Here is a 21653-nt window from a genome sequence, read left to right as displayed (position 1 = left end):
ATGTCGAGCCCACTGTCGTCCGACGATACGCACGACGCGTTCGGACCGATCGACGGTGGCACGTACGTCCTCGTCGACGGGCATCCCATCTGGCATTTCGTCGACGGCGACGGCGCCCCGGTGGTGCTGTTGCACGGCGCGTTCGCGGGTGCGTCGTCCTGGGGTGCGCAGATCCCGGCCCTGCTCGCGGCCGGCTGGCAGGTCTACGCGCCGGAGCGCCGGGGTCACGGCCACAGCCCGGACACCTCCGCCCCCTTCTCGTACTCGGAGATGGCCGACGAGACCGTCGGCTACCTGGAGGCGACATTCGGATCCAGGGTCCGGCTGGTCGGGTGGAGTGACGGTGCGGTGGTCGCGCTGCTGGTGGCCCAGCGCCGACCCGACCTCGTCGAACGGATGGTTCTGCTCGGCCAGTACTACAACAGCTCCGGACGGGTCGCCGGCCCCGACACCATCGTCAACTCGTTCGTCGACGGCGATTCGAGCGAGGCGATCGCGTTCCTGCGCGCCGAGTACGACTCGGTGTCACCGGACGGCCCCGAGCACTTCGCCGAGATCTACCGCAAGACCGTGGCGATGATCGCCGCCGAACCGGAGATCGATCTCGCGACACTGACCGGGATCGACGTGCCGACGCTGGTGGTCCAAGGCGACCGCGACGAGGTGACGGTCGAACACAGCATCGCGGTCGTCGCGGCGCTGCCGAACGCGCGGCTCGCCGTCCTGCCCGGGACCCACATCCTGCCGCTGGAGTCGCCGGACGTGTTCAACCCGCTGCTGCTGTCATTCCTGGCCGGGGACGCCCCCGCCCAGTGGGACCTCTGAGTACCCGCGGAAGCCCTCCCAGGCGATTCGTCGTGCACGGGACGGGTCCCGTTCGGTCCGGATCGGATCGTCGATCACCCGGACCGTGCGGTCGTCCGCGGTGTACGGATCCCATCCGGGTCTCGGCGCGCCGGTCCGGGCGAACGCCACCCAGTCACCCTGCACCTGACGGGTCACCCGTCGCGCCGCCCGCCGATCTCCCGCGAGCGTGAGCGCCGAGCCGATACGGCTGTCGAACGCACCGAACACCGCGAGGAGCTCGGTCGCGTGGGTGGCCCCGAAGCCGGACCAGTCCAGGATCCGCGTGGCGTAGTCGTAGCGGTACATGTAGGTCGGCGCGTGCGCACCGTGACCTTCGGCGATCTGCACCGACGGCGCCCAGAAGATCATGTCCCCGGCGATCTCCCGGCACGCCTGCGCCGACGGGTACCCGTCGTAGGCACCGGTCACCTGCGTCTTCACCTCGGGATCGGTTGCGACGAAGAGCCGTTCGATCGCCTTCGGACTGGTCGGCAGCACGTCGAAGACCTTCGCGAACAGGTTGGCCTCGACCCGGTTGCTGCCGATGATCAGCGGCACCGGATGGGTACGACCGGTCCGTGCGGCCTCGATCGGATCGAGCGGGAGGTAGCTGCCGTCGACGCTGGGTCCGTACGGGAGTGCGCCGGGCGCGATGTCGGAGATGCGGCGGGTCAGGGACTGCCCGGCCCGACCGAGCTCACCCGGGGTGGCGGTGTGCAGCGCGGCCACCGGATCGTCGTGGGTCTCCCCGAGGATCTCGACGTAGGTCTTGGCGAACTCCTGCGCCCAGTCGTTCGGCACGGTCAGCGCGGGCGCGGAACTCTGCGCGATCGCCTTGGCGAACAGTCCCTCCGCGGCCGGCGTCGCCAGCAGCGTGGTGACGGCGTTGCCGCCCGCGCTCTCACCGAAGATCGTGACGTTGTCCGGGTCGCCGCCGAACGCGGCGATGTTGCGGTGCACCCATTCGAGCGCGGCGACCTGGTCGCGCAGCCCGAGGTTGTTGTCGAAGGTCCGTGTCTCGCTGGACAGGCCGCTCAGGTCGAGATATCCGAGGGGTCCGAGCCGGTAGTTGATGGAGACGTAGACGACGCCGCCCGCGCGGACGAGCGAATCACCGCGATAGACCAGCGACGACCCCAGGATGTAGGCGCCACCGTGGATGAACACCATGACCGGGAGCGGTCCGGACCGCTCCTCGGGGGCGACGACGTTCAGCGTGAGGCAGTCCTCGCTGATCGGCTGGCGCTTGCCGATGCCGATGGTCGTGTAGCGCGGGTGCTGCGGCGCCGCGTTGCGGAAGCTGTGGCAGTGCCGCACGCCCTGCCATCCGACGGCGGGTTCGGGAGCGCGGAACCGTCGTTCCCCCATCGGTGGCGCGGCGTAGGGAATGCCCCGCCAACTGTGCAGGCCGGCGTGCGACACCCCTTCGACGACGCCGTCGGCAATGGTCACGCGCGTGTTCGATCCACTCATCTACCCGAGGGTAGTGGCCCTACGCTGATGGCCATGCCGACGCTCCGGATCGACCTCAACGCCGACCTCGGTGAGGGCTACGGCGTGTGGCGCCTCGGTGACGACGCCGCCGTCCTCGACGTGGTCACCAGCGCGAACGTGGCGTGCGGATTCCACGCGGGCGATCCCACGGGCCTGCGACGAACGTGCGCCGACGCCGTGGCGGCGGGCGTGAGGATCGGGGCGCAGGTGTCGTACCCCGACCGGGTCGGCTTCGGCCGACGGTTCGTCGATGTCGCTTCCGACGACCTCACCGCCGACACCATCTATCAGATCGGCGCCCTCGACGGCATCGCGCGATCGGTCGGCGGCCGGGTCGAGTACGTCAAACCGCATGGTGCGCTCTACAACTCGATCGTCACACACGAGGAACAGGCCGGGGCGGTGGTGGCCGCACTGGTCGCCCTCGGCGGCGACCTGCCATTGCTCGGGTTACCCGACTCGGCCTCGCTGCGACGCGCCGCGGCGGCCGGGATCCGCACCGTCGCCGAGGCGTTCGCCGACCGCGCCTACCTCGCCGACGGTTCCCTCATGCCCCGCGGGCGTACCGGCGCGGTCATCACCGACACCGACGAGATCTGCACGCGGGCGGTCCGGATGGTGCGCGACCACGAGGTCGTCGCCGACGACGGGTCCCTCGTCACGGTGAGACCGGCGTCGATCTGTCTGCACGGGGACACCCCGGGGGCGGTCGAACACGCACGCGCGGTCGCCGCGGCGCTGCGGGATGTGGGCACCGAGATCGCCGCGTTCGTCGACTGAGGAGCCCGTAGGGTCGAGTCCATGTCAGGCCTCGACACCCAGCTCACCCCGTTGCGTTTCCTCGACCGTGCCGCCGAGGTGCACCCCGAGGCCATCGGCATCGTCGACGGCGATCGCCGCCTCACCAACACGGAGTTCGCCGAGGCCGCGCAGCAGCTGGCCGGCGCCTTGCGCGACTGGGGTGTCTCGCCCGGCGACCGCGTCGCCTACCTGGCCGCCAATCGCGCGGAGCTCCTCATCGCCCACTACGGCGTGCCGCTGGCCGGCGGTGTCCTGGTCGCGATCAACACGAGGTTGTCGCCGGACGAGGTCGCCTACATCTGCGGACACTCCGGCTCCTCGTTGCTGCTGGGCGACGCCGATCTGCTCGACGCGCTCGGCGACGTCGAGCTGCCGGTGCGCGAGGTGATCTCGCTCGACGACATCGACGCGTTCACCGCCCGCGGCGGCGACGGTTTCATCCCCTGGGAGGTCGCCGACGAGACCGCGACCATCACGATCAATTACACCTCCGGCACCACCGGCCGCCCCAAGGGCGTGATGTACACCCATCGCGGCGCCTACCTCAACGCCCTGAGCGAGGTGATCCACCAGGGCTTCGACCACTCGACCCGCTATCTGTGGACACTGCCGATGTTCCACTGCAACGGGTGGTGCACCACCTGGGCGGTGACCGCGGTGTCCGGGCGCCACGTCTGTCTGCCCGCCGTGCGGGGCGCCGAGATCTGGCGGCTCATCGACACCGAGGGCATCGACCACATGTGTGGGGCGCCCACCGTGTTGTCGACGTTGGCGTCGGCACCCGAGGCCCATCAGCTCGATTGGCCGCTCACCGTCGTGACCGCCGGCGCCCCGCCCAGCCCGACCGTGGTCGGTCAGATCCGCGCTCTGGGAGCGACTCTCGTGCACGTCTACGGCCTCACCGAGACCTACGGTCCGTACTCGATCTGCGAGCCACAGGACGGCTGGGACGAGTTGAGTTCCGACGAGCTCGACGTCGTGATGGCGCGGCAGGGCGTCGGGATGGTCACCGCGGACCCGCTGCGGGTGGTTCGTTCCGAGCCCGCGGCCGACGGTTCGCTGGTCGATGTCGCACCCGACGGCGTCGAGATGGGCGAGATCGTGATGCGCGGGAACTGCGTCATGAAAGGCTATTTCGACGACGAGCGGTCGACCGCAGAGGCGTTCGCAGGCGGGTGGTTCCACAGCGGCGACCTCGGGGTCATGCTCCCGGACGGCTACGTGAAATTGCTCGACCGGGCAAAGCACGTGGTGATCTCCGGCGGCGAGAACATCTCCACGATCGAGGTGGAACAGGCGCTGGCGAGCCACCCCGCCGTCGCCGATGTCGTGGTGATCGGTGTGGCCGATGACAAGTGGGGTGAACGCCCCAAGGCCTTCGTGGTTCTCGGCGAGGGTGTCGAGGTCGAGCCCGACGAACTGACCGCGCACGTCAAGACACTGATCGCATCGTTCAAAGCGCCCCGCGACATCGAGTTCACCGACGCCATCCCGCGCACCTCGACCGGCAAGGTGCGCAAGAACGAACTCCGGGACGCCGAGCGAAAGTCGGCCTCCCACTGAGTTTGGTTGACAGGCAACAATATTCACCAAACTGAATCGCATTTTTTCCTTGACGGTGCCCCCGTGGATGGCTAAAATCGAACACACATTCGATAGAACTTCGGGGGAACGATGGATGTCACGCAGGTGGAGACAGCGGTTGCGCTGCAATCGTTCCTGCGTTCACTCGCCGATCAGCCCTCCGCAGAAAGCGAAGCCGAGGCGATCGAACGTATCGCGCTGCTGGAGTCGATCAAGGCGGGATGTGCTGCGGCGCAAGCCCGTGACACGATGCGGTTCGAGGAACTGCGTATCGAGGCCGAGACGGGCAGCGGCGTGCCTGCAGCCCGGCGGGGCCGCGGCATGGCATCGGAGATCGCGCTGGCCCGCAAGGTGTCCGGCGCCCAGGGAAGCCGTCACCTCGGCTTCGCCCGCGCGTTGATGCACGAGATGCCCAACACGCGTGCAGCTCTGGAGTCCGGCGCCCTGAGTGAGTGGCGCGCCACCATCCTGGTGCGCGAGACCGCGTATCTCACTCGTGTCGACCGCGAGGAGATCGACCGCCGGTTGTGCAGCGACCCCACCACGCTCGACGGTCTCGGCGACCGCGCCGTCGATGCCGCCGCAAAGAAGCTGGCCTACGAACTCGACGCGCGGGCCGTCGTCGATCGCCACGCGAACGCGGAGAAGGATCGACGCGTCAGCACTCGACCCGCGCCCGACGGGATGGTCCGCTTGACCGCGCTACTGCCTCTGAAGCAGGGCATCTCGGTGTACGCATCGTTGAAGAAGCACGCAGACACGATCCGCGGTGTCGACGACCGCAGCCACGCGCAGATCATGGCCGACACCCTCGTCGAGCGGGCCACCGGCGCAACGAGCGCCGAGGCCATGCCCGTCGCCGTGAACCTGCTTCTGCCCGACTCGATACTCAGCGGCTCGGATGACGCGGCGGCGCTCGTGAACGGATACGGCCCCATTCCCGCCGCGACCGCGAGGCACATGATCCGCTCCTCGATCGATGCCGAGGCGATGGTGGCGCTGCGCCGTGTCTACGCGACGCCGACCACCGGCGCGCTGGTGGCGATGGACTCGAAGTCCAGAACCTTCCCCAGCGGCCTGAGGACGTTGCTGGACTCTCGCGACCACGACTGCCGGATCCCGTACTGCGACGCACCGATCGCCGAGTACGACCACGCCGATCCGCACGCCGACGGCGGTACGACCAGCGAGGTCAATGGGCTGGGCATGTGCCTCGGCCACAACCGCGCCAAACAGAACCCTGGGTGGTTCGTCGTCATCGGCGATGTGGACATCGGACGACACACCGCGACGGTCACCACGCCGACCGGACACACCCACACATCGACGGCCCCGCCGCCACCGGGGCACAGTGATCCCGCATTCAGTCAGATCGAGTATCGGCTGACCACGCTCCTGGCCGCCTGATCACCGGCCGTTGTCGTAGATCGGCGTGAACACGACCGCGCCGTTGTTCCCCGGATTCAGATCGGGTGTGGTCGACACGGCGTACTGGTACAGCTGACGGGCGTAGATCCCGCAGTCGATCTGCAATTTCTTCTTCGACTGACCAGGCGCGATGTCGCCGAGGAACACCGGCCCCGGCCCGAAGAGCCCGGGAGTGGTGAGCACCGTGACGTTCCGTGCCGTCGCCGGGCCGTTGTTCGTCACGTTCAGACCGCAACTGAACGGCTCGCTCCCGTTCGTTCCGACCAGGTCGGCGGTGAAGCCGGACGCAGAGCCAGTACCCGGAGCCGCGCCCGCAACTCCGGCGCCGATTGTTCCGAGGGTCACGATCGTCGCCGCAGCGACAACGGGGAATCGTGTCGAGATACGCATGATGACCTCCATCTACGAATGAGCTGGTACTGGTAAGTACCAAAAATTATTGTTGCTCAGTCGTACAAACAAGACAAGCGTTCTGTTCTGCGGCCCGTTGCCTCAGACGGTCAGGCCTGACGGCGCTGCCGGGCGAACTCGGCGAGCACGACACCGGCGGCGACCGATGCGTTCAGACTCTCGACCGGTCCGGCCATCGGGATCGACAAGATGCTGTCGCAGGTCTCACGGACCAGGCGCGACAATCCCTTGCCCTCCGAACCGACCACGATGATGATCGGCCCGGTGCCGTCGTATCCGTCGAGTTCGGTGTCGCCCTCTGCGTCGAGGCCGACGAGCTGGGCACCGTCGGCGGCCCATTCCTTGAGCGTGCGGGTCAGGTTCGCCGCCTGCGCGACCGGGAGACGCGCCGCCGCACCGGCACTCGTGCGCCACGCGACGGCGGTGACGCTCGCGCTGCGACGCTGCGGGATGACCACACCGTGGCCACCGAACGCCGACACCGACCGGATGACCGCGCCGAGGTTGCGGGGATCGGTGATGTTGTCGAGCGCGACGAGCAACGGCGGCGTACCGCTGTCGACGGCCGACCGCATCAGATCGGTGGGGTGCGCGTACTGGTACGGCGGCACCTGCAGGGCGATGCCCTGATGTAATCCGTTGGAGCTCATACGATCCAGTTCAGAACGCTGCGCCTCGAGGATCGAGATCCCCTTGTCGCCTGCGTACTTGACCGCCTCGCTGACGCGCTCGTCCGGCACCGACCCGACCATGACGTAGAGCGCAGTCGCGGGTACACCCGCTCGCAGGCACTCGACGACTGGGTTGCGGCCCAACACGTATTCCGGTGCGTTCTCGTCACGCCGCTGCGCCGCCGTGGTGCGCCCTCGCGGGACGCCCGACGCCGCTTTCGCGGCAGCATTCGAGCGCTTGTGCGCGGCGTGATAGGGGCGGTCCACCGCCTTCGGGGTGGCGCCGCGACCCTCGAGCCCGCGACGACGGTTACCGCCGGATCCGGCGACCTGCCCCTTCTTCGTGCCCTCTTTGCGAATCGCGCCCTTGCGTTTGGAGTTGCCGGCCATCAGTTGCGTCCCTTGAGATTCCATTGTGCGCCGTCGGCGGTGTCGGTCACTTCGACACCGGCCTGGGCGAGTCGGTCGCGTACCGCGTCGGCGGTCGCGAAGTCCTTGTCGGCGCGCGCGGTCGCACGCCGATCGAGTTCAGCGCTGACGAGCACGTCGAGCGCCGCGATGGCGTCGGAATCGTCACCGTCGGAACGCCAGTGGTCGTCGAGCGGGTCGACGCCGAGGATCCCCATCATCGCGCGCACCGACGACGCGGCGGCCACGGCCGTCTCGACATCGCCGGCCTCGAGCGCGGAGTTGCCGGTGCGCACGGTGTTGTGGATCTGCGCCAACGCCGCGGGCACACCGAGATCGTCGTCGAGGGCGGCCGCGAACTCCGCGGTCACCTCACCGACGGGCACGTCACCGAAGCGCGTGACCGCCCGGTGCACAAAGGATTCCACGCGCCGGAAGCCCGCGGCGGCCTCCATCAACGCACCTTCGGAGTACTCGATCATCGACCGGTAGTTCACGCTGCCCAGGTAGTAGCGCAGCTCCACCGGCCGGACGCGCTCCAGCATCGCCGGGATCGACACGACGTTGCCCAGCGACTTCGACATCTTCTCGCCACCCATGGTGACCCAGCCGTTGTGCAACCAGTAGCGGGCGAAGGGGTCACCCGCACCATGCGCCTGGGCGATCTCGTTCTCATGATGCGGGAAGATGAGATCGATTCCGCCGCAGTGGATGTCGAACTCCGCGCCGAGCAGCGAGGTGGCCATGGCCGAGCATTCGAGGTGCCAGCCCGGGCGGCCGGGACCCCACGGCGTCGGCCACGAGGGCTCCCCGGGCTTGGCGGCCTTCCACATGGTGAAGTCGCGCTCGTCGCGCTTGCCGGTCGCGAGACCCTCACCCTGGTGCACGTCGTCGAGTCGGTGTCCCGAGAGCGCGCCGTACTCGGGCAGGCTGCGCACGTCGAAGTAGACGTCGCCGTTCGAGGCGTAGGCGTGGCCCCGCTCGATGAGGCGCTCCATGTACTCGACCATCTCGGTGACGAACCCCGTCGCGCGCGGTTCGGCCGACGGAGGCAGGACACCGAGTTGTTGATACGCGAGGGTGAAGGCCCGCTCATGGGTGGTCGCCCACTCCCACCACGGTCGGCCCGCGTCGGCGGCCTTGGTCAGGATCTTGTCGTCGATGTCGGTGACGTTGCGGACGAACAGCACGTCGAGTCCGCTGTGCTCCAGCCATCGTCGGAGGATGTCGAAGGCGATGCCGCTGCGCACGTGACCGAGGTGCGGGACCCCCTGGACCGTCGCGCCGCACAGGTACACCGATGCACGCCCCGGCTCCGCGGGGGCGAAGTCGCGCAGGGCACGCGCGGCGGTGTCGTACAGACGAAGGGTCACGACGTGGAATCTTACTTGCCCGAGGGCTCGGCACTGTCCACCGCGACCAGCAACGCGGTGGCAACCGCGGCGATGCCCTCACCGCGTCCGGTCAGTCCCAGGCCGTCGGTGGTCGTCGCCGAGACCGACACGGGTCCACCGACGAGGTCGGACAGCACTTGCTGGGCCTGCTCGCGGCGGGGCCCGATCTTCGGTCGGTTGCCGATGACCTGGACCACGGCGTTGCCCACCTGGAAGCCGGCGTCCGAGACGAGTCCGCGTACGTGGGTGAGCATGGTGGCGCCGTCGACCCCGTCCCACTCGGGGCGGCCGGTGCCGAACACCGACCCGAGGTCGCCGAGACCCGCGGCCGACAGCAACGCATCACACAGGGCGTGGACCCCGACATCGCCGTCGGAATGCCCCTCGCAGCCGTGGTCGTCGGGGAAGTGCAGGCCGACCATCCAGCAGGGCTTGCCCGCCGCGATGGGATGGACGTCGGTTCCGATACCCACCCGCATCAGCGGACTCCTGTCGCTTCGAGCAACATGCGCGCGAGCCGCAGGTCCCACTCGGTGGTGATCTTGAAAGCCATCAGGTCGCCCTGGACCACGGTCACCGGGATGCCCGCCGCCTCGGCCAGTCCGGCGTCGTCGGTGGCATGACCACCGGCCGCGTGTGCACGGGCCAGTGCGTCGGGGGTGAAACCCTGCGGGGTCTGGACCGCGCGCAGGACGCTGCGGTCCACGGTGGCGACGACGTGCTCGGCACCGCCACCGGGTTCGACGGCCTTGAGGGTGTCGGTGACCGGCACGCCGGGGATGACCGCCGGAGCACCGGCACGCACCGCGTCGACGACCCTCCGGAACAGGTCCGGCGGGGTCAGCGCGCGTGCGGCGTCGTGGATGAGGATCACGTCGGCGTCGAACGACGCGGAGGCCGCCGCGATGCAGGCCCGCACCGACGCGCTGCGTTCGGCGCCGCCGACCACCACATGGCAGTCCGGGAGCATGGCCTGCGCCTGCGCCACCAGATCAGCGGGGACCGCGACGACAACGGCGTCGACGTCGGCGTCGAGCACCCCACGAACGGCTCGTTCGAGGATGGTCTGGCCGGCGAGATCGACGAACGCCTTGGGTCGACCGGCAGCCAGACGGGTACCCGCCCCCGCAGCCGGGATCAGGCAGACGGTTGACACAGAGAGACTCTCTTACGAGGCGGGTGCGAGAACCTCGTCGAGGATGAGGTCGGCCCGAGCGTTGTCGGTGCCCTGAGCGAGCGACAGCTCGTCGACCAGCACGCGACGCGCACGCGTCAACATGCGCTTCTCGCCTGCGGACAGCCCGCGGTCCTGCTCACGACGCCACAGGTCACGCACGATCTCCGACACCTTGATGATGTCGCCCGAGATCAGCTTCTCCTGGTTGGCCTTGAAGCGACGCGCCCAGTTGGTGGGCTCCTCGGTGTGGGGCGCACGGAGGACGTCGAACACCTTGTCCAGGCCTTCGACCCCGACGACGTCGCGAACACCGACGTACTCGAGCTTCGTGGACGGGATCTGCACGGTCATGTCACCGTCCGCGATCTTCAGGACGACGTACTCGACCTGCTCGCCCTTGATGGTGCGGACCACGATGTCTTCGACTAGAGCAGCACCGTGATGGGGGTATACAACGGTGTCGCCGACTTTGAAATTCAAGTTTCAAGCCCCTTTCGATTGGGCCAGCTTACCACGGGGCCCGTGGGGGTATCACACAACGGTGCAGGTCAGCGGCCTACCAGCAGCGATCCACCCCCGACGATCACAGGTCACCGGTGCCGTATCACGCGGTGAGCTAGGTCATTTGGGCACCCGAACGCGCTTCGGAGCGCCGTGGCCACTACGCTGCGTAGTGCGCCATCCGGCCGTCGTCCCCAGCGAGAAGGAAACCCGGTGTCAGTGCTCAACCCCTTTCGTCACCTGACTCGCGTCGCTGCGATCGCCGCCATGGGCGGCGCATTGGCCCTCGGTACCACCGCCTGCGGCGCCGGCCAGATCGCTCAGACCACCAATCAGGCCGCCGCGGTGAACGGTTCGTTCGCCACCCTCGGCGACATCGCCCTGCGCGACGTCCACGTCGTGTTCCCCTCGTCGGGGAGCAACGCCGAGTTCGTCAACGGCGGTCCGCTGCAACTCGCCTTCCTGATCTCGAACAACAGCCCGTACAAGAACGATCGGCTGCAGTCGATCACGTTCAAGTCCGGCACCGGGGTCGCCTCCATCGACGGCAGCCAGGACATCCCGGCGACCAAGTCGCTGCGCGCAGGCCAGCCCTCGCAGCTGCTCGTGGAGTCGCCCACCGCGTCGGCGAGCGCGTCCTCCTCGAGCAGCGTCCCGGCGAGTTCCGCCCCGTCGAGTTCTGCCCCGTCGAGCACGTCGTCGTCGAACAACTCCGCCGATCCGAGCGAGACCCGGATCAGCGTCACGCTGACCGGTGCGGGCAAGCAGATCACCCCCGGCCTCACCGTGCCGCTGGTGTTCACCTTCGCCGAGGCGGGCCAGGTCACCCTGAACGTCCCGGTCGACGCCGGTTCGGTCCTCCCGCGCGACGACCGCGCGGTGCAGAACCCCGGCGGCGGAGAAGAAGAGGGAAGCGCGAGCGAAGGCGAGGGCTGAGTCCTCCCCGAGGGTGTCGGTCCGCGTCGCTAGTGTTGCCGCGTGGCCAAACCCCGTTCGTCCTATCGATGCACCGCGTGCGGCCATCAGTCCACCAAGTGGGTCGGCCGCTGTCCCGAGTGCAATGAGTGGGGCTCGATAGACGAGGTCGCCACCGTGTCGGTGTCGGCGCGTGGTTCCGTCGCGATCGCCCCGTCCACCCCGGCCCGCCCGATCACCGAGATCGATCCCACCGCGGCCGCGGCGTTCCCGACCGGCATCGGCGAACTCGACCGGGTCCTCGGATCAGGTGTCGTGCCGGGTTCGGTCGTCCTGCTCGCCGGTGAGCCCGGCGTCGGCAAGTCCACCCTGCTGCTCGAGACGGTCAAACGCTGGGCGGTGCAGGGCAAGCGGGCGCTCTACATCACCGGCGAGGAGTCGGCCGCCCAGGTTCGGCTGCGCGCCGAACGCACCGGTGCGGTGCACCCGGAGGTCTACCTCGCCGCCGAATCCGACCTCGACACCGTCCTCGGTCACGCCGCGCAGGTGCAGCCGAGCCTGATGATCGTCGACTCGGTGCAGACCATGGTCGCAGGCGGATCCGACGGGGTCAACGGCGGCGTCACCCAGATCCGCTCGGTGACAACGGCGTTGACGTCACTGGCCAAGAACTCCGGTATCGCGATCATCCTCGTCGGCCACGTCACGAAGGACGGCGCGGTCGCCGGGCCCCGGTCGTTGGAACACCTCGTCGACGTCGTGCTCGCCTTCGAGGGCGACAAACATTCGTCGTTGCGGATGGTGCGGGGCATCAAGAACCGGTTCGGTGCGTCCGACGAGGTCGGCTGCTTCGAGCAACGCGGCGACGGCATCCACGAGGTCCCGGACCCGTCCGGCCTCTTCCTGCACCACCGCGACTCCGAGGTGCCGGGCACCGCGATCACCGTCGCGATGGACGGCAAACGGCCAATGGTCGGTGAGGTGCAGGCGCTGGTCTCCCCCACCCAGAACGGATCGCCCCGGCGGGCGGTCAGCGGCCTCGACTCCCAGCGGGTGGCGATGATCCTCGCGGTGCTCGAGGGCCGCATCGACGTGAAGGTCTCCACCGTAGAGGTCTACGTGGCGACCGTCGGCGGCATGAAGCTCACCGAGCCCGCCGCTGACCTCGCCATCGCCCTGTCCGTCGGATCGATCGTGAAGATGAAGCCGCTGCCGCGCTCCACCGTCGCCATCGGAGAGGTGGGTCTCGCGGGTGAGGTGCGCCGGGTGTCCGGGGTGGGCCGTCGGGTGGCCGAGGCCAAGCGACTCGGGCTCCGGCACGCCATCGTGCCCGCGGGGTCCACCGATCTCCCCGCCGGCATCAAGGTGACCCAGGTGGCCGATCTGCACGAGGCGGTTCGGGCCGCACTCGTCACCAGCGCCGACACCTACAAATTCTGACCCGCTGCTCAGGCACCGAACTCCGGCGACGCGAACTGGCTCTTGGCACGGCTCTCACGGAAGTGCACGCTCGGATCGACGATGATGAACAGGCCGTGCGCGCCGCCCACCTCCTCGCCGGTGTCCCCGCCGCTGTTCCCGTCGCCATCGATCAGATGCGCAACGGCCCGGACGTAGATCTTGCGGCGCTGCGTCCCCAGGATCTCGGTGGAGAACCGCAGCCTGCTGCCCAGCTGGATCGGCTTGGCGAAGTCGACGTCGAGCACCGCGGTCACCGCGGTGACACCCATCAGCATCACGTTCATGCCCATGATCTCGTCGAACGCCGACGACAGGATGCCGCCGTGGATCATGCCCGGACCACCCTCGAAGTGCGGTTCGACGAGCATCTCGCCGGTGATCGCCATGCCCTCGCCGGCGCGGGCGTCGAGGTGCAGACCGTTGGGCGCGTCCGGTCCGCAACCGAAGCACATGGGGTTGTGCGAGGGCATCCGATCTCCCGGCGCCAGGGCGTCCGAGCGGCGCTGGGCGGGCTCGAGACCATCGGGTACGACAAAGGTGCTCTTCACACGCAGTTAATCTAGTCGGCGTGACCCACGACGGAGAGACACACCCATGGCGGACGTGACGCACGGCGACCTGCTCCGCGCGACCATCGCGCGGGTGGCCCCGGGCACCGGCCTGCGCGATGGTCTCGAGCGGATCCTTCGTGGTCGCACCGGCGCGCTCATCGTCCTCGGCTACGACGACGACGTGGAACGGATCTGCGACGGCGGGTTCGCGCTCGACGTGGAGTTCGCACCGACCCGTCTCCGCGAGCTGTCGAAAATGGATGGCGCCGTGGTGCTCTCGACCGACGGCACCCGGATCCTGCGCGCGAACGTGCAGCTGGTCCCCGACCCGTCGATCCCCACCGAGGAGTCCGGTACCCGACACCGCGCGGCCGAGCGCACCGCCATCCAGACCGGTCATCCGGTGATCTCGGTGAGCGCATCGATGTCGATCGTCAGCGCCTACGTCGCGGGTATCCGCCACGTCGTGGAGGGGTCGGATCCGATCCTGTCCCGCGCGAACCTCGCCGTGGCGACGCTGCAGCGCTACAAGACACGGCTCGACGACGTCAGTTCTGCGCTGTCCCGGGCGGAGATCGAGGACTACGTCTCGCTGCGCGACGCCATGACCGCGGTGCAGCGCATGGAGATGGTGCGTCGGGTGTCGATGGAGATCGAGCAGTACGTGCTCGAACTCGGGGCCAACGGCAGGCAGCTGAGCCTGCAGCTCGAGGAATTGGTCGGCGACAACGACTCGATGCGTGAGCTCGTGGTCCGCGACTACTACTCGAGTCCGGAGCCGGCGACCATCGAGGAGGTCCGGCAGGCGATCGAGGCCATCGAGGCGCTCAACGATACCGACCTGCTCGACCAGACGCTGCTGGCGGGGGCGTTCGGCTACCCCACCACCCTCGACGCGCAGGACACCACGATGAGTCCGCGCGGCTACCGTCTGCTCGCGCGGATCTCAGGGCTGCAGTTCGCCCATCTCGACCGGCTGGTCCGCAGCTACGGGACACTGCAGGCCCTGCTCGCGACGAGCGCGTCGGACCTGCAGGCCATCGACGGCATCGGCGGTATCTGGGCTCGGCACATCCGTGAGGGACTGTCCCGTCTCGCCGAGACCACCATCGAGCGATTCGACTAGCCCTCAGCTCCCGGTGCGATCAGGCGCCGGGCGGGTTGGTGAAGTTGAACGTGATCGGCGCGCTCTGACGCTGGCCGAGTTCGCCGACGGCCTGGTACGGACCCGCTCCGGCCTGCACCCGCGGCAGCTTGCAGCCGGGCGCGCTGGTCGTGCCGGACCACACGATCGTGTCCTTGAACTGCTGGGCCGGCTTGAGCAACTGGTTGTTCACGGTGTTGATCGGCGAGCAATCCGTCGCCGACCAGATGTAGCGGGTCCCGTCGAGGCTGCGCACGGTGACGTTCTGCATGTCCTTGCCGACGTCGCGGGTGCACTCTGTCAGGCCCGCGTTGGTGACGACGAGCGTGAAGGTCGGCTTGTCGCCGGTCGTGTACGAGGGCTTGTCGGTGTAGAGCACCACCGAGATGTTCTGGTCGGGGCACAGGCCGCTGGCCGGGACCGCGCCCGGGGCCTGCGAACTCTGCGGCGCCCCGGACGACGCCGGGGTGGACGACGCGCCGGGTGCACCCGAGCTCGACGGTGCGGCCGACCCGCCACCGGATCCGCCGCCGGTGACCCCGGACTGCGACGGGTCGATGCTCTCGGGGAGCTGCGTCGACGACGGACTGGTGCTCAGGCTCGCGCTGGTGTTGGTCGGCTTGTCGTCCGACCCACCGGTGGCCAGCAGGATGATGCCGACGATCACCACGATGACCAACACCACCACACCGACGGCGAGCGCACGGCGACGCCAATAGATCTCGGGTGGGAGAGGTCCCTGCGGTTCCAACACGTTTCAACGCTATCGGCCGGGGTCGGTGGCCCGTCTGACCTGCCGCGGCGTGTCGGTCACAAAGTGTTCAGCTCACACCGTCGGGAGGGCGTGAGCCGTGTCCGGCTGATCGTCGACAGCGCCGACGACCTCGCGCAACCACGCGCGCCCCTCGGCCAGGCTGTAGGTGAGCCCCACGATGCCCAGTTCGCCGGCCTCGATCGCATCGGCGATGATCCGACTGCGCTCGGTGAGGAGCTTGGTCGTCTCCTGCACATGTCGGGCCTCGAACTCGTCGACGCGGGTCAGGCCCTCGGCCCGACCCGACAGAACGCTCGGCGTCACCTTCTCGACCACGTCGCGGATGTAACCGCCGGGGATCTGGGCCTCGTCGACAGCCTTGATCGTCGCGCCCACCGCGCCGCAGCTGTCGTGGCCGAGGACCGCGATCAGTGACACCTTCAGCACCGCGACCGCGAACTCGATCGATCCGAGCACGGCGGAGTCGATGGCCTGGCCGGCGGTCCGCACGACGAAGAGGTCGCCGAGGCCCTGATCGAACACGATCTCGGCCGCGACCCTGGAGTCCGAGCATCCGAAGAGGACTGCCTTGGGGGTCTGCCCGCCGGTGAGACGGTTCCGGTCGTCGATACCCTGGCTGGGATGCTTGGGTTCACCGTTGACGAATCGGTCATTTCCGTCGCGCATTTCGCGCCACGCCTGTGCTGGGGTCATGGATGCCATGACTGACATTCTGCCGAATGATCTCCAATCGCGTCTGCTCGCATGGTTCGACGTGCATGAACGTGATCTGCCGTGGCGCGGCGCGAAGGTGACACCGTGGCAGATCCTCATCAGCGAGATCATGTTGCAGCAGACGCCGGTGGCCCGCGTGATCCCGAAGTGGCTCGAGTGGATCGAGCGGTGGCCGGTGCCCTCGGCGATGGCCGAGTCCGGTGTCGGAGAAGTGGTGCGCGCGTGGGGCAAGCTCGGGTACCCGCGGCGCGCGATGCGACTGCACGAGTGTGCGACGGCGCTGGCCACCCGCTTCGACGACGTCGTCCCCAGCGATGTCGAGACGCTGCTGACGCTGCCCGGCATCGGTGACTACACCGCACGCGCAGTGGCCTGCTTCGCGTTCGATCAGTCGGTGCCGGTGGTCGACATCAACGTGCGCCGAGTGATCGCGCGGGCCGTCCACGGTCGCGGCGACGCAGGCACGCCCGCGCGCACCGACCTGGCCGACGCGCAGGCACTGTTACCCGACGACCCCGCCCGCGCCCCACGCTTCTCGGCCGCCTTGATGGAGCTGGGTGCACTGGTCTGCACGGCGAAGAACCCCCGATGCGGCGATTGCCCTGTCCTCGAATGCCTCTGGGTCGATCTCGGCAGACCCGCGGTCACCACCAAGAAGAAGGTGCAGAAGTTCGCCGGCACCGATCGCCAGGTGCGTGGGCTGCTGCTCGACGAGTTCCGTGGCAGCGACGGTCCGGTCGGCCGCGACCGCATCGACGCGATCTGGACCACCGACATCGGTCAGCGCGAGCGGGCGCTGGACTCGCTGCTGGCCGACGGTCTGATCGAGTCCATGTCCGACGGACGCTTTTGTCTCGCAGGCGAATCGACCCACCACCGGTCGGGCACCTAGCCGGCTCGCGGTCGCACTGCGCGCATGCGGATCTGCCCGCCCCGGCGTTCGAGATCGACGTCGGTGAAACCGGCGCGTTCAAGTCGCTCTCCCAACGTGGTCACGTCCAACGGGTTGAAGACGTCCCCGATGTGCAGGACCCGCATCGAGATCGAGTCGAGCACGTCGCAGCCGGCCAGCACGCCACCCGGCCGAAGGACGCGGAGCGCCTCGGCGAAGACCGAGTCCTGCATCTCCGCCGTCGGAACGTGATGCAGCATGGTGAAGTTGGTGACCGCGTCATAGCTCCGGTCGGGCATCGGGAGGTTCGCGCCGTCAGCGGTTGTCACCGTCACTCCCGGGTGTCTCCTCTCGAGCCCGGCAGCGAGGACCGGATCGATCTCGGCCACGCTCACCTCGTCGAAGCGTTCATTCAGGGCCGCGATGTTCGCCCCGTATCCGGGCCCGATCTCGAGCACGTGTGCTCGTGAACCCACCCCGTCCACTACCCACGGGACCACTTTCTCGACGCATCGCCGCTCCCAAACCGCTGACCGGCACAGCAGCCGGTGTGCCATGTTCATCGCCATGTTCGAGACGCTAAGACGTGGATCCGCTGTACGCCAGACGGTAGGTTGACAGATCATGTCGCAGAACGGACACAGTGCTGTCCTCCCGATCGAGCTCGGCCCGACAGCCATGGTTCTCGGCGAACTCGCGCTGGCCGACGGTGTTCGCTTCGCCGATCACGAACACCCGACCCACCAGATCGCCTGGGCATCAGCAGGAGTCCTGACGGTGCGCATCGGCGAGCGCCAATGGATCCTTCCTCCCACCCGCGCGTTGTGGATTCCCGCCGGCTGCGCGCACCAGACAGCATCGCTCCGCGGCGCGGCCATGCGCGGCATCTACATCGACGCCGCCACGACGAAGTGGGCGGAGCCGACGCTGGTGTCCGTCACGCCTCTCGTCCATCACCTCTTCGACCACCTGACGCGACTGTCCGGCCGGGACTCGATCGCGGCGCGCCTACGGGCGGAGGCAGTCCTGTTCGATCTGCTCATCCCCACCGACGTGACGACGCTGAGGCTGCGATGGCCGGAGGACGCGCGCGCCCGCGTCGTCGCCGACACCGTCGCCCGGCAACCCGCCGACCAACGCACGTTGGCCCAACTCGCCGCCGAGATCGGCATCGGCGAACGCACCATCGCGCGCAGCTTCCGGACCGACACCGGAATCACGTTCGGGCGGTGGCGAACTCACCTGCGCATCGCCGCCGCGCTACCACTGCTCGCCGACGGGATGGCGGTCGCACGAGTCGCGGGCCGAGTGGGGTACTCGACGCCCAGCGCTTTCGTCGCCGCCTTCTCACGAGAGATCGGGGTGCCGCCGGGCAGCTACTTCCGGTGACCCGTCAGGGCAGGACGCCGGAGAGGAAGGCCTCGACCGCTCCCCGGTAGACCGCGGGCTTGTCGTCGTGGACCAGGTGGCCCGCACCGGGGATCGTCAGATGGGTAGCGTGCGCGTTGATCTCGGCCATGCGCGCCATCTGGCCGTTCGGGGTGACGGAGAACTCGGCCTCCAACAACAGTGTCGGCGCCTGGACCTCGCGCCACTGCGACCAGAAGTCCTGCTGCCCCCACTCCTCGGCGATCGCCGCCCAGATCTCCAGGTCCCCGTGCAGCCGGCCGTCGTCGAACGCCTCGTAGAAGTAGCGCCCGGCCACGGGGCCGAACATCGCGTCGGCCTCGGACCGGGTCGCGAACCGATCCGGCCACGAGGAGAACCACGGCGTCCAGGACGTGGTGGTCTGCCCGCGGAAGTCCGGTGCCATGTCCTCGACCACGAGCGCGGCGACGAGTTCCGGGTACTGCGCCGCGGTGCACCACGCGTGCAAACCGCCCATCGAATGGCCCACCAACACCGCCGGCCCGCGGTCGATCCACACGAGGCACTCGGCGACATCCGCGACGAACCGCTCGGTGGCGATCTCGTCTGCGGCGATGTCGTCGAGACCGAGGGCACCGGCGCCCGTGTGCCACGCCGCGTCGACGGTGAAGACGCGTCCGTGGCGTCGCAACCACGGGATCTGCCGACGCCAGGTCCGTCCCCGACCCATCAATCCGTGAAGGAGCACGATGGTCGGCGCACTCTCACCGGCGTCGCTGCCGTGGTCGCGCAGTCCGGTCTCCCATGATCCCGAGTCGGCCGTCACGGTGGATACGATAGCGACCATGGCAGTCGTGAAGATCAACGCAATCTCGGTTCCCGACGGCGCAGGCCCTGAGCTCGAGAAGCGCTTCGGCAACCGCGCCCACAGCGTCGACGGGACGCCCGGCTTCCTCGGGTTCCAGCTGCTCCGCCCGACCAAGGGCGAGGACCGCTACTTCGTGGTGACGCAGTGGGAGACCGAAGAGGCGTTCGCCGCCTGGGCCGACGGACCCGCTCGTGCCGCCCATGCGGGCGAGCGCGCGAACCCGGTGTCGAGCGGCGCGTCGCTCCTCGAGTTCGAGGTCGTGCTGGACGTCAAACCGAGCTGACCGCGTCGGGGACGCGGACACCGAGCACGAAGCCCTGCGGGCCGGGGTCGACAGATCGGGCTGGGCGATCGAGCTTCGCGACCGTCTCCACCCCGACGTCGCGCAACACACCGGCGATGTCGTCAGTCGTGTGGCCGAAGACGGAAAGCCTGACGTCGTGGCCGTAGGCGTGGCTGCTGTCGCGCCTGGATGCGCCACCGTGGAAGCCGACCAACACGACACCGTTCGGGCGCAACACCCGGGCGAACTCGGCGAGGTACGCGCTCACCGAGGCCGGCGCACTGTGGATGATCGAGTACCACGCCAGGACTCCGTCGAGAACACCGTCGCCGTACGGGAGACGAGACAGATCCCCCTGCTCGACACGCCGAGACGGGTGCCGTGCCCGCGTCACCTGAACCCTCTCCTCCGACAGATCGATCCCCTCGACGTCCAGCGTGTCGTCCAGGGACAGGAGATGCGTCATCATCCGCCCCGCACCGCATCCGGCGTCGAGGACGTGACGGCCCGGCAGCAACTCGACGAATCGGTTGATCAGCGCCAGGTCGGCACTGTCCTCGAATGAGCTGTTCGGCAACAGGACTGCGTACGACTCGGCGACGGCGTCATAGGCGAACCCGATCGCATCGCCGGGCAGATGGTCCACACGGTCACGATATGACACCCGTGCCGGGAACTCGTCGGAGCAAGTCGTCCACGAGTCGTTAGCATGGCGAAATGCGAGCCCTGATCCGACCCGCCGGCCCGGCCGACGCGCCACTGCTGGCAGCAGTACACGTCGCAGCCTGGTCAGAGACGTACGGCGAGCTGCTCGACGACGACGTGCTCGACGCGTTCGACGTCGACGAGCGACGGGTGACCTGGGAGACGATCCTGGGACCGCGACGAGATCCGCTGTCGACCGTGGTCGTGGCCGAGGTCGACAGCTCGATTGTCGGTTTCGCGACGTCTGGCCCACCCCGGCACCATCGCCCGGCGCGCGAGTGGGAGCTCGCGTCGCTCTACACCCTGTCGTCGGTCCACGGCCGCGGCGTCGGCGCCGCCCTTCTGGCGGCCGCCGTCGGGACGAGACCGACCGAGGTGTGGTTGGCGGCCGAGAACGCCCGGGCCACCGCCTTCTACCGCAAGCACGGCTTCGTCGAGGACGGCACGACGAACTGGTTCGATCGGTGGCGGATGACCGAGAAGCGAATGGTGCGCTGACGCGGCTGTGCGAGCCCGCAGGGTGCCTGGCCGAATCCGTCCGGCGCCGCTACCGTTGATCACATGGCAGAACCTTCCGGAGAGGCGGCCGCGCCCTCCGGGACGCCGCTTCCCATGTTCCCGCTCGGCATGGCGCTGCTACCCGGTGAGATCCTGCCGCTACAGATCTTCGAACCGCGCTATCGCGAGATGCTCGCGGACTGTCTCGCGGCTCCCGAACCGTCATTCGGCGTCGTGCTGATCGCGCGGGGTCGAGAACTCGGTGGCGGGGACGAGCGGCACATGATCGCCACCGAGGCGACGATCGTCGAACACCACATCAAGGACGACGGGCGGGCGTTGCTCCGCTGCGTCGGCGCCGACCGCCTGCGGGTGAGTGAGTGGCTGCCCGACAACCCGTACCCGATGGCCACGGTCGAGCCGTTTCCCGACGAGTCCGTGAACGCCCTCGATGAGGCGTCGCTCGAATCTCTCTACGCCGAGGTCGCCGAGGACATCCGCGCCCTGTTCGAGCTGGTGCGCACGGCCGGGCGCACCGAGGCACAGTTCGACGACACCGTCTACGGCGACGTCGATCGGGCATTCCGGTGGGCCGGCCAGGTGCCGCTGGGCCAGGCCGACCGATACGCGATCCTCGCCGCGCCCTCGGCCCAGGAGCGGATCGGGGTGTTGGCCGAAGCGGTCGAGTCGGTCACCGCGGCGATCCAGTTCCAGTTGCTGGACTGATCCACCGGCCACAGGGGTTGGCAAAATTGGAACCTGTT

25 protein-coding genes are annotated in these 21653 nt (G+C 68.6%); 12 read left to right on the top strand and 13 right to left on the bottom strand.

The annotated features are described in order from the left end of the window. The gene (locus LX13_RS12925; protein WP_253661694.1) at nt 1–825 is read left to right on the top strand and encodes an alpha/beta fold hydrolase; all 825 of its coding nucleotides are present in this window, start codon (nt 1–3) and stop codon (nt 823–825) included. Here the strand turns inward: LX13_RS12925 and LX13_RS12920 are convergent. Continuing rightward, nucleotides 784–2319: a carboxylesterase/lipase family protein gene (locus LX13_RS12920; RefSeq protein ID WP_253661693.1), complete on the bottom strand. Its 1536-nt coding sequence runs from the start codon at nt 2317–2319 to the stop codon at nt 784–786. The two genes, LX13_RS12925 and LX13_RS12920, sit on opposite strands and share 42 nt — an antisense overlap. Nucleotides 2320–2346: 27 nt before the next feature. Here LX13_RS12920 and LX13_RS12915 point away from each other — a divergent pair, with 27 nt between their 5' ends. The 3 genes from LX13_RS12915 to LX13_RS12905 all read left to right on the top strand — a co-directional run bounded on the left by LX13_RS12915 (nt 2347) and on the right by LX13_RS12905 (nt 6132). Next, nucleotides 2347–3120 carry a LamB/YcsF family protein gene (locus LX13_RS12915; protein ID WP_253661692.1) on the top strand — a complete coding sequence of 258 codons (774 nt, stop codon included), beginning with the start codon at nt 2347–2349 and terminating at the stop codon, nt 3118–3120. Between the two features lie 21 nt (nt 3121–3141). Further along, nucleotides 3142–4704, top strand: coding sequence for an AMP-binding protein (locus LX13_RS12910; RefSeq protein WP_253661691.1), 1563 nt, complete (start codon nt 3142–3144; stop codon nt 4702–4704). 111 nt (nt 4705–4815) lie between these two features. Next, nucleotides 4816–6132, top strand: coding sequence for an HNH endonuclease signature motif containing protein (locus tag LX13_RS12905; RefSeq protein ID WP_253661690.1), 1317 nt, complete (start codon nt 4816–4818; stop codon nt 6130–6132). Here the strand turns inward: LX13_RS12905 and LX13_RS12900 are convergent, their stop codons facing one another. The 6 genes from LX13_RS12900 to LX13_RS12875 all read right to left on the bottom strand — a co-directional run bounded on the left by LX13_RS12900 (nt 6133) and on the right by LX13_RS12875 (nt 10694). Continuing rightward, complete coding sequence (locus tag LX13_RS12900) at nt 6133–6543, bottom strand: hypothetical protein (protein WP_253661689.1); 411 nt, start codon at nt 6541–6543, stop codon at nt 6133–6135. Nucleotides 6544–6653: 110 nt separating this feature from the next. Continuing rightward, the gene (gene rlmB / locus LX13_RS12895) at nt 6654–7625 is read right to left on the bottom strand and encodes a 23S rRNA (guanosine(2251)-2'-O)-methyltransferase RlmB (protein WP_253661688.1); all 972 of its coding nucleotides are present in this window, start codon (nt 7623–7625) and stop codon (nt 6654–6656) included. Then, nucleotides 7625–9016, bottom strand: a complete 1392-nt coding sequence (gene cysS, locus LX13_RS12890) for a cysteine--tRNA ligase (RefSeq protein ID WP_253661687.1) — start codon at nt 9014–9016, stop codon at nt 7625–7627. Before cysS ends, rlmB begins: the two co-directional genes overlap by 1 nt. An 11-nt stretch (nt 9017–9027) precedes the next feature. Then, a complete protein-coding gene (ispF, locus tag LX13_RS12885) occupies nt 9028–9516 on the bottom strand; it encodes a 2-C-methyl-D-erythritol 2,4-cyclodiphosphate synthase (RefSeq protein WP_253661686.1) in 489 nt (162 codons plus the stop codon). Continuing rightward, the gene (ispD, locus tag LX13_RS12880) at nt 9516–10193 is read right to left on the bottom strand and encodes a 2-C-methyl-D-erythritol 4-phosphate cytidylyltransferase (RefSeq protein WP_253661685.1); all 678 of its coding nucleotides are present in this window, start codon (nt 10191–10193) and stop codon (nt 9516–9518) included. The genes ispF and ispD overlap by 1 nt, the downstream gene beginning before the upstream one ends. A 12-nt stretch (nt 10194–10205) precedes the next feature. Next, on the bottom strand, nt 10206–10694 hold the full coding sequence (locus LX13_RS12875; RefSeq protein ID WP_188488760.1) for a CarD family transcriptional regulator: 489 nt from the start codon (nt 10692–10694) through the stop codon (nt 10206–10208). A gap of 234 nt (nt 10695–10928) precedes the next feature. Here LX13_RS12875 and LX13_RS12870 point away from each other — a divergent pair, with 234 nt between their 5' ends. Together LX13_RS12870 and radA are read left to right on the top strand one after the other, a co-directional pair. Continuing rightward, nucleotides 10929–11651, top strand: a complete 723-nt coding sequence (locus tag LX13_RS12870) for a copper chaperone PCu(A)C domain-containing protein (protein WP_253661684.1) — start codon at nt 10929–10931, stop codon at nt 11649–11651. Nucleotides 11652–11693: 42 nt separating this feature from the next. Further along, nucleotides 11694–13070: a DNA repair protein RadA gene (gene radA / locus LX13_RS12865; protein ID WP_253661683.1), complete on the top strand. Its 1377-nt coding sequence runs from the start codon at nt 11694–11696 to the stop codon at nt 13068–13070. An 8-nt stretch (nt 13071–13078) separates the two neighbouring features. On the opposite strand, the gene LX13_RS12860 is transcribed toward radA, so the two are convergent. Next, nucleotides 13079–13639 carry a PaaI family thioesterase gene (locus LX13_RS12860; RefSeq protein ID WP_253661682.1) on the bottom strand — a complete coding sequence of 187 codons (561 nt, stop codon included), beginning with the start codon at nt 13637–13639 and terminating at the stop codon, nt 13079–13081. Between the two features lie 46 nt (nt 13640–13685). On the opposite strand from LX13_RS12860, the gene disA reads away from it, so the two are divergent. Then, nucleotides 13686–14768 (top strand): DNA integrity scanning diadenylate cyclase DisA, encoded by a 1083-nt coding sequence (gene disA / locus LX13_RS12855; RefSeq protein ID WP_253661681.1) that lies wholly within the window; start codon nt 13686–13688, stop codon nt 14766–14768. 19 nt (nt 14769–14787) lie between these two features. Here disA and LX13_RS12850 read toward each other — a convergent pair whose 3' ends face one another. Beyond that, the gene (locus LX13_RS12850; RefSeq protein WP_253661680.1) at nt 14788–15540 is read right to left on the bottom strand and encodes a hypothetical protein; all 753 of its coding nucleotides are present in this window, start codon (nt 15538–15540) and stop codon (nt 14788–14790) included. 72 nt (nt 15541–15612) lie between these two features. Continuing rightward, nucleotides 15613–16263: a carbonic anhydrase gene (locus LX13_RS12845; protein ID WP_253661679.1), complete on the bottom strand. Its 651-nt coding sequence runs from the start codon at nt 16261–16263 to the stop codon at nt 15613–15615. Between LX13_RS12845 and LX13_RS12840 the strand changes: the two genes are divergently transcribed. Next, nucleotides 16262–17167, top strand: coding sequence for an iron-sulfur binding domain-containing protein (locus tag LX13_RS12840; RefSeq protein WP_253661678.1), 906 nt, complete (start codon nt 16262–16264; stop codon nt 17165–17167). The genes LX13_RS12845 and LX13_RS12840 overlap by 2 nt on opposite strands. On the opposite strand, the gene LX13_RS12835 is transcribed toward LX13_RS12840, so the two are convergent. Continuing rightward, a complete protein-coding gene (locus LX13_RS12835) occupies nt 17164–17625 on the bottom strand; it encodes a class I SAM-dependent methyltransferase (protein ID WP_253661677.1) in 462 nt (153 codons plus the stop codon). The two genes, LX13_RS12840 and LX13_RS12835, sit on opposite strands and share 4 nt — an antisense overlap. 166 nt (nt 17626–17791) lie before the next feature. Here LX13_RS12835 and LX13_RS12830 point away from each other — a divergent pair, with 166 nt between their 5' ends. Then, entirely contained in the window at nt 17792–18556 is a 765-nt protein-coding gene (locus LX13_RS12830) for an AraC family transcriptional regulator (protein ID WP_253661676.1), read from the top strand. A gap of 4 nt (nt 18557–18560) precedes the next feature. On the opposite strand, the gene LX13_RS12825 is transcribed toward LX13_RS12830, so the two are convergent. Beyond that, entirely contained in the window at nt 18561–19382 is an 822-nt protein-coding gene (locus LX13_RS12825; RefSeq protein ID WP_372499890.1) for an alpha/beta fold hydrolase, read from the bottom strand. On the opposite strand from LX13_RS12825, the gene LX13_RS12820 reads away from it, so the two are divergent. After that, nucleotides 19381–19686 carry an antibiotic biosynthesis monooxygenase family protein gene (locus tag LX13_RS12820; RefSeq protein WP_188488743.1) on the top strand — a complete coding sequence of 102 codons (306 nt, stop codon included), beginning with the start codon at nt 19381–19383 and terminating at the stop codon, nt 19684–19686. The genes LX13_RS12825 and LX13_RS12820 overlap by 2 nt on opposite strands. Here LX13_RS12820 and LX13_RS12815 read toward each other — a convergent pair. Continuing rightward, nucleotides 19673–20332, bottom strand: a complete 660-nt coding sequence (locus LX13_RS12815; protein WP_253661675.1) for a class I SAM-dependent methyltransferase — start codon at nt 20330–20332, stop codon at nt 19673–19675. The genes LX13_RS12820 and LX13_RS12815 overlap by 14 nt on opposite strands. Before the next feature lie 71 nt (nt 20333–20403). Between LX13_RS12815 and LX13_RS12810 the strand changes: the two genes are divergently transcribed. After that, nucleotides 20404–20889, top strand: a complete 486-nt coding sequence (locus LX13_RS12810) for a GNAT family N-acetyltransferase (protein WP_253661674.1) — start codon at nt 20404–20406, stop codon at nt 20887–20889. A 63-nt stretch (nt 20890–20952) separates the two neighbouring features. Further along, a complete protein-coding gene (locus tag LX13_RS12805; protein ID WP_253661673.1) occupies nt 20953–21615 on the top strand; it encodes an LON peptidase substrate-binding domain-containing protein in 663 nt (220 codons plus the stop codon). The last annotated feature ends 38 nt before the right edge of the window (nt 21616–21653 follow it).

The organism is Williamsia maris, from assembly GCF_024171815.1.
Taxonomy (GTDB): domain Bacteria; phylum Actinomycetota; class Actinomycetes; order Mycobacteriales; family Mycobacteriaceae; genus Williamsia_A; species Williamsia_A maris.
The sequence above is the reverse complement of the archived record's forward strand: the minus strand, read 5'-3'. Positions and strand labels throughout refer to the sequence as shown.

Bases quoted from the DNA above. Each gene is read 5' to 3' on its own strand.
- LX13_RS12925 (WP_253661694.1), top strand. From the start codon at position 1: ATGTCGAGCCCACTGTCGTCCGACGATACGCACGACGCGTTCGGACCG.
- LX13_RS12920 (WP_253661693.1), bottom strand. From the start codon at position 2,319: ATGAGTGGATCGAACACGCGCGTGACCATTGCCGACGGCGTCGTCGAA.
- LX13_RS12915 (WP_253661692.1), top strand. From the start codon at position 2,347: ATGGCCATGCCGACGCTCCGGATCGACCTCAACGCCGACCTCGGTGAG.
- LX13_RS12910 (WP_253661691.1), top strand. From the start codon at position 3,142: ATGTCAGGCCTCGACACCCAGCTCACCCCGTTGCGTTTCCTCGACCGT.
- LX13_RS12905 (WP_253661690.1), top strand. From the start codon at position 4,816: ATGGATGTCACGCAGGTGGAGACAGCGGTTGCGCTGCAATCGTTCCTG.
- LX13_RS12900 (WP_253661689.1), bottom strand. From the start codon at position 6,543: ATGCGTATCTCGACACGATTCCCCGTTGTCGCTGCGGCGACGATCGTG.
- rlmB (WP_253661688.1), bottom strand. From the start codon at position 7,625: ATGGCCGGCAACTCCAAACGCAAGGGCGCGATTCGCAAAGAGGGCACG.
- ispF (WP_253661686.1), bottom strand. From the start codon at position 9,516: ATGCGGGTGGGTATCGGAACCGACGTCCATCCCATCGCGGCGGGCAAG.
- disA (WP_253661681.1), top strand. From the start codon at position 13,686: ATGGCGGACGTGACGCACGGCGACCTGCTCCGCGCGACCATCGCGCGG.
- LX13_RS12840 (WP_253661678.1), top strand. From the start codon at position 16,262: ATGACTGACATTCTGCCGAATGATCTCCAATCGCGTCTGCTCGCATGG.
- LX13_RS12845 (WP_253661679.1), bottom strand. From the start codon at position 16,263: ATGGCATCCATGACCCCAGCACAGGCGTGGCGCGAAATGCGCGACGGA.
- LX13_RS12830 (WP_253661676.1), top strand. From the start codon at position 17,792: ATGTCGCAGAACGGACACAGTGCTGTCCTCCCGATCGAGCTCGGCCCG.
- LX13_RS12820 (WP_188488743.1), top strand. From the start codon at position 19,381: ATGGCAGTCGTGAAGATCAACGCAATCTCGGTTCCCGACGGCGCAGGC.
- LX13_RS12825 (WP_372499890.1), bottom strand. From the start codon at position 19,382: ATGGTCGCTATCGTATCCACCGTGACGGCCGACTCGGGATCATGGGAG.
- LX13_RS12810 (WP_253661674.1), top strand. From the start codon at position 20,404: ATGCGAGCCCTGATCCGACCCGCCGGCCCGGCCGACGCGCCACTGCTG.
- LX13_RS12805 (WP_253661673.1), top strand. From the start codon at position 20,953: ATGGCAGAACCTTCCGGAGAGGCGGCCGCGCCCTCCGGGACGCCGCTT.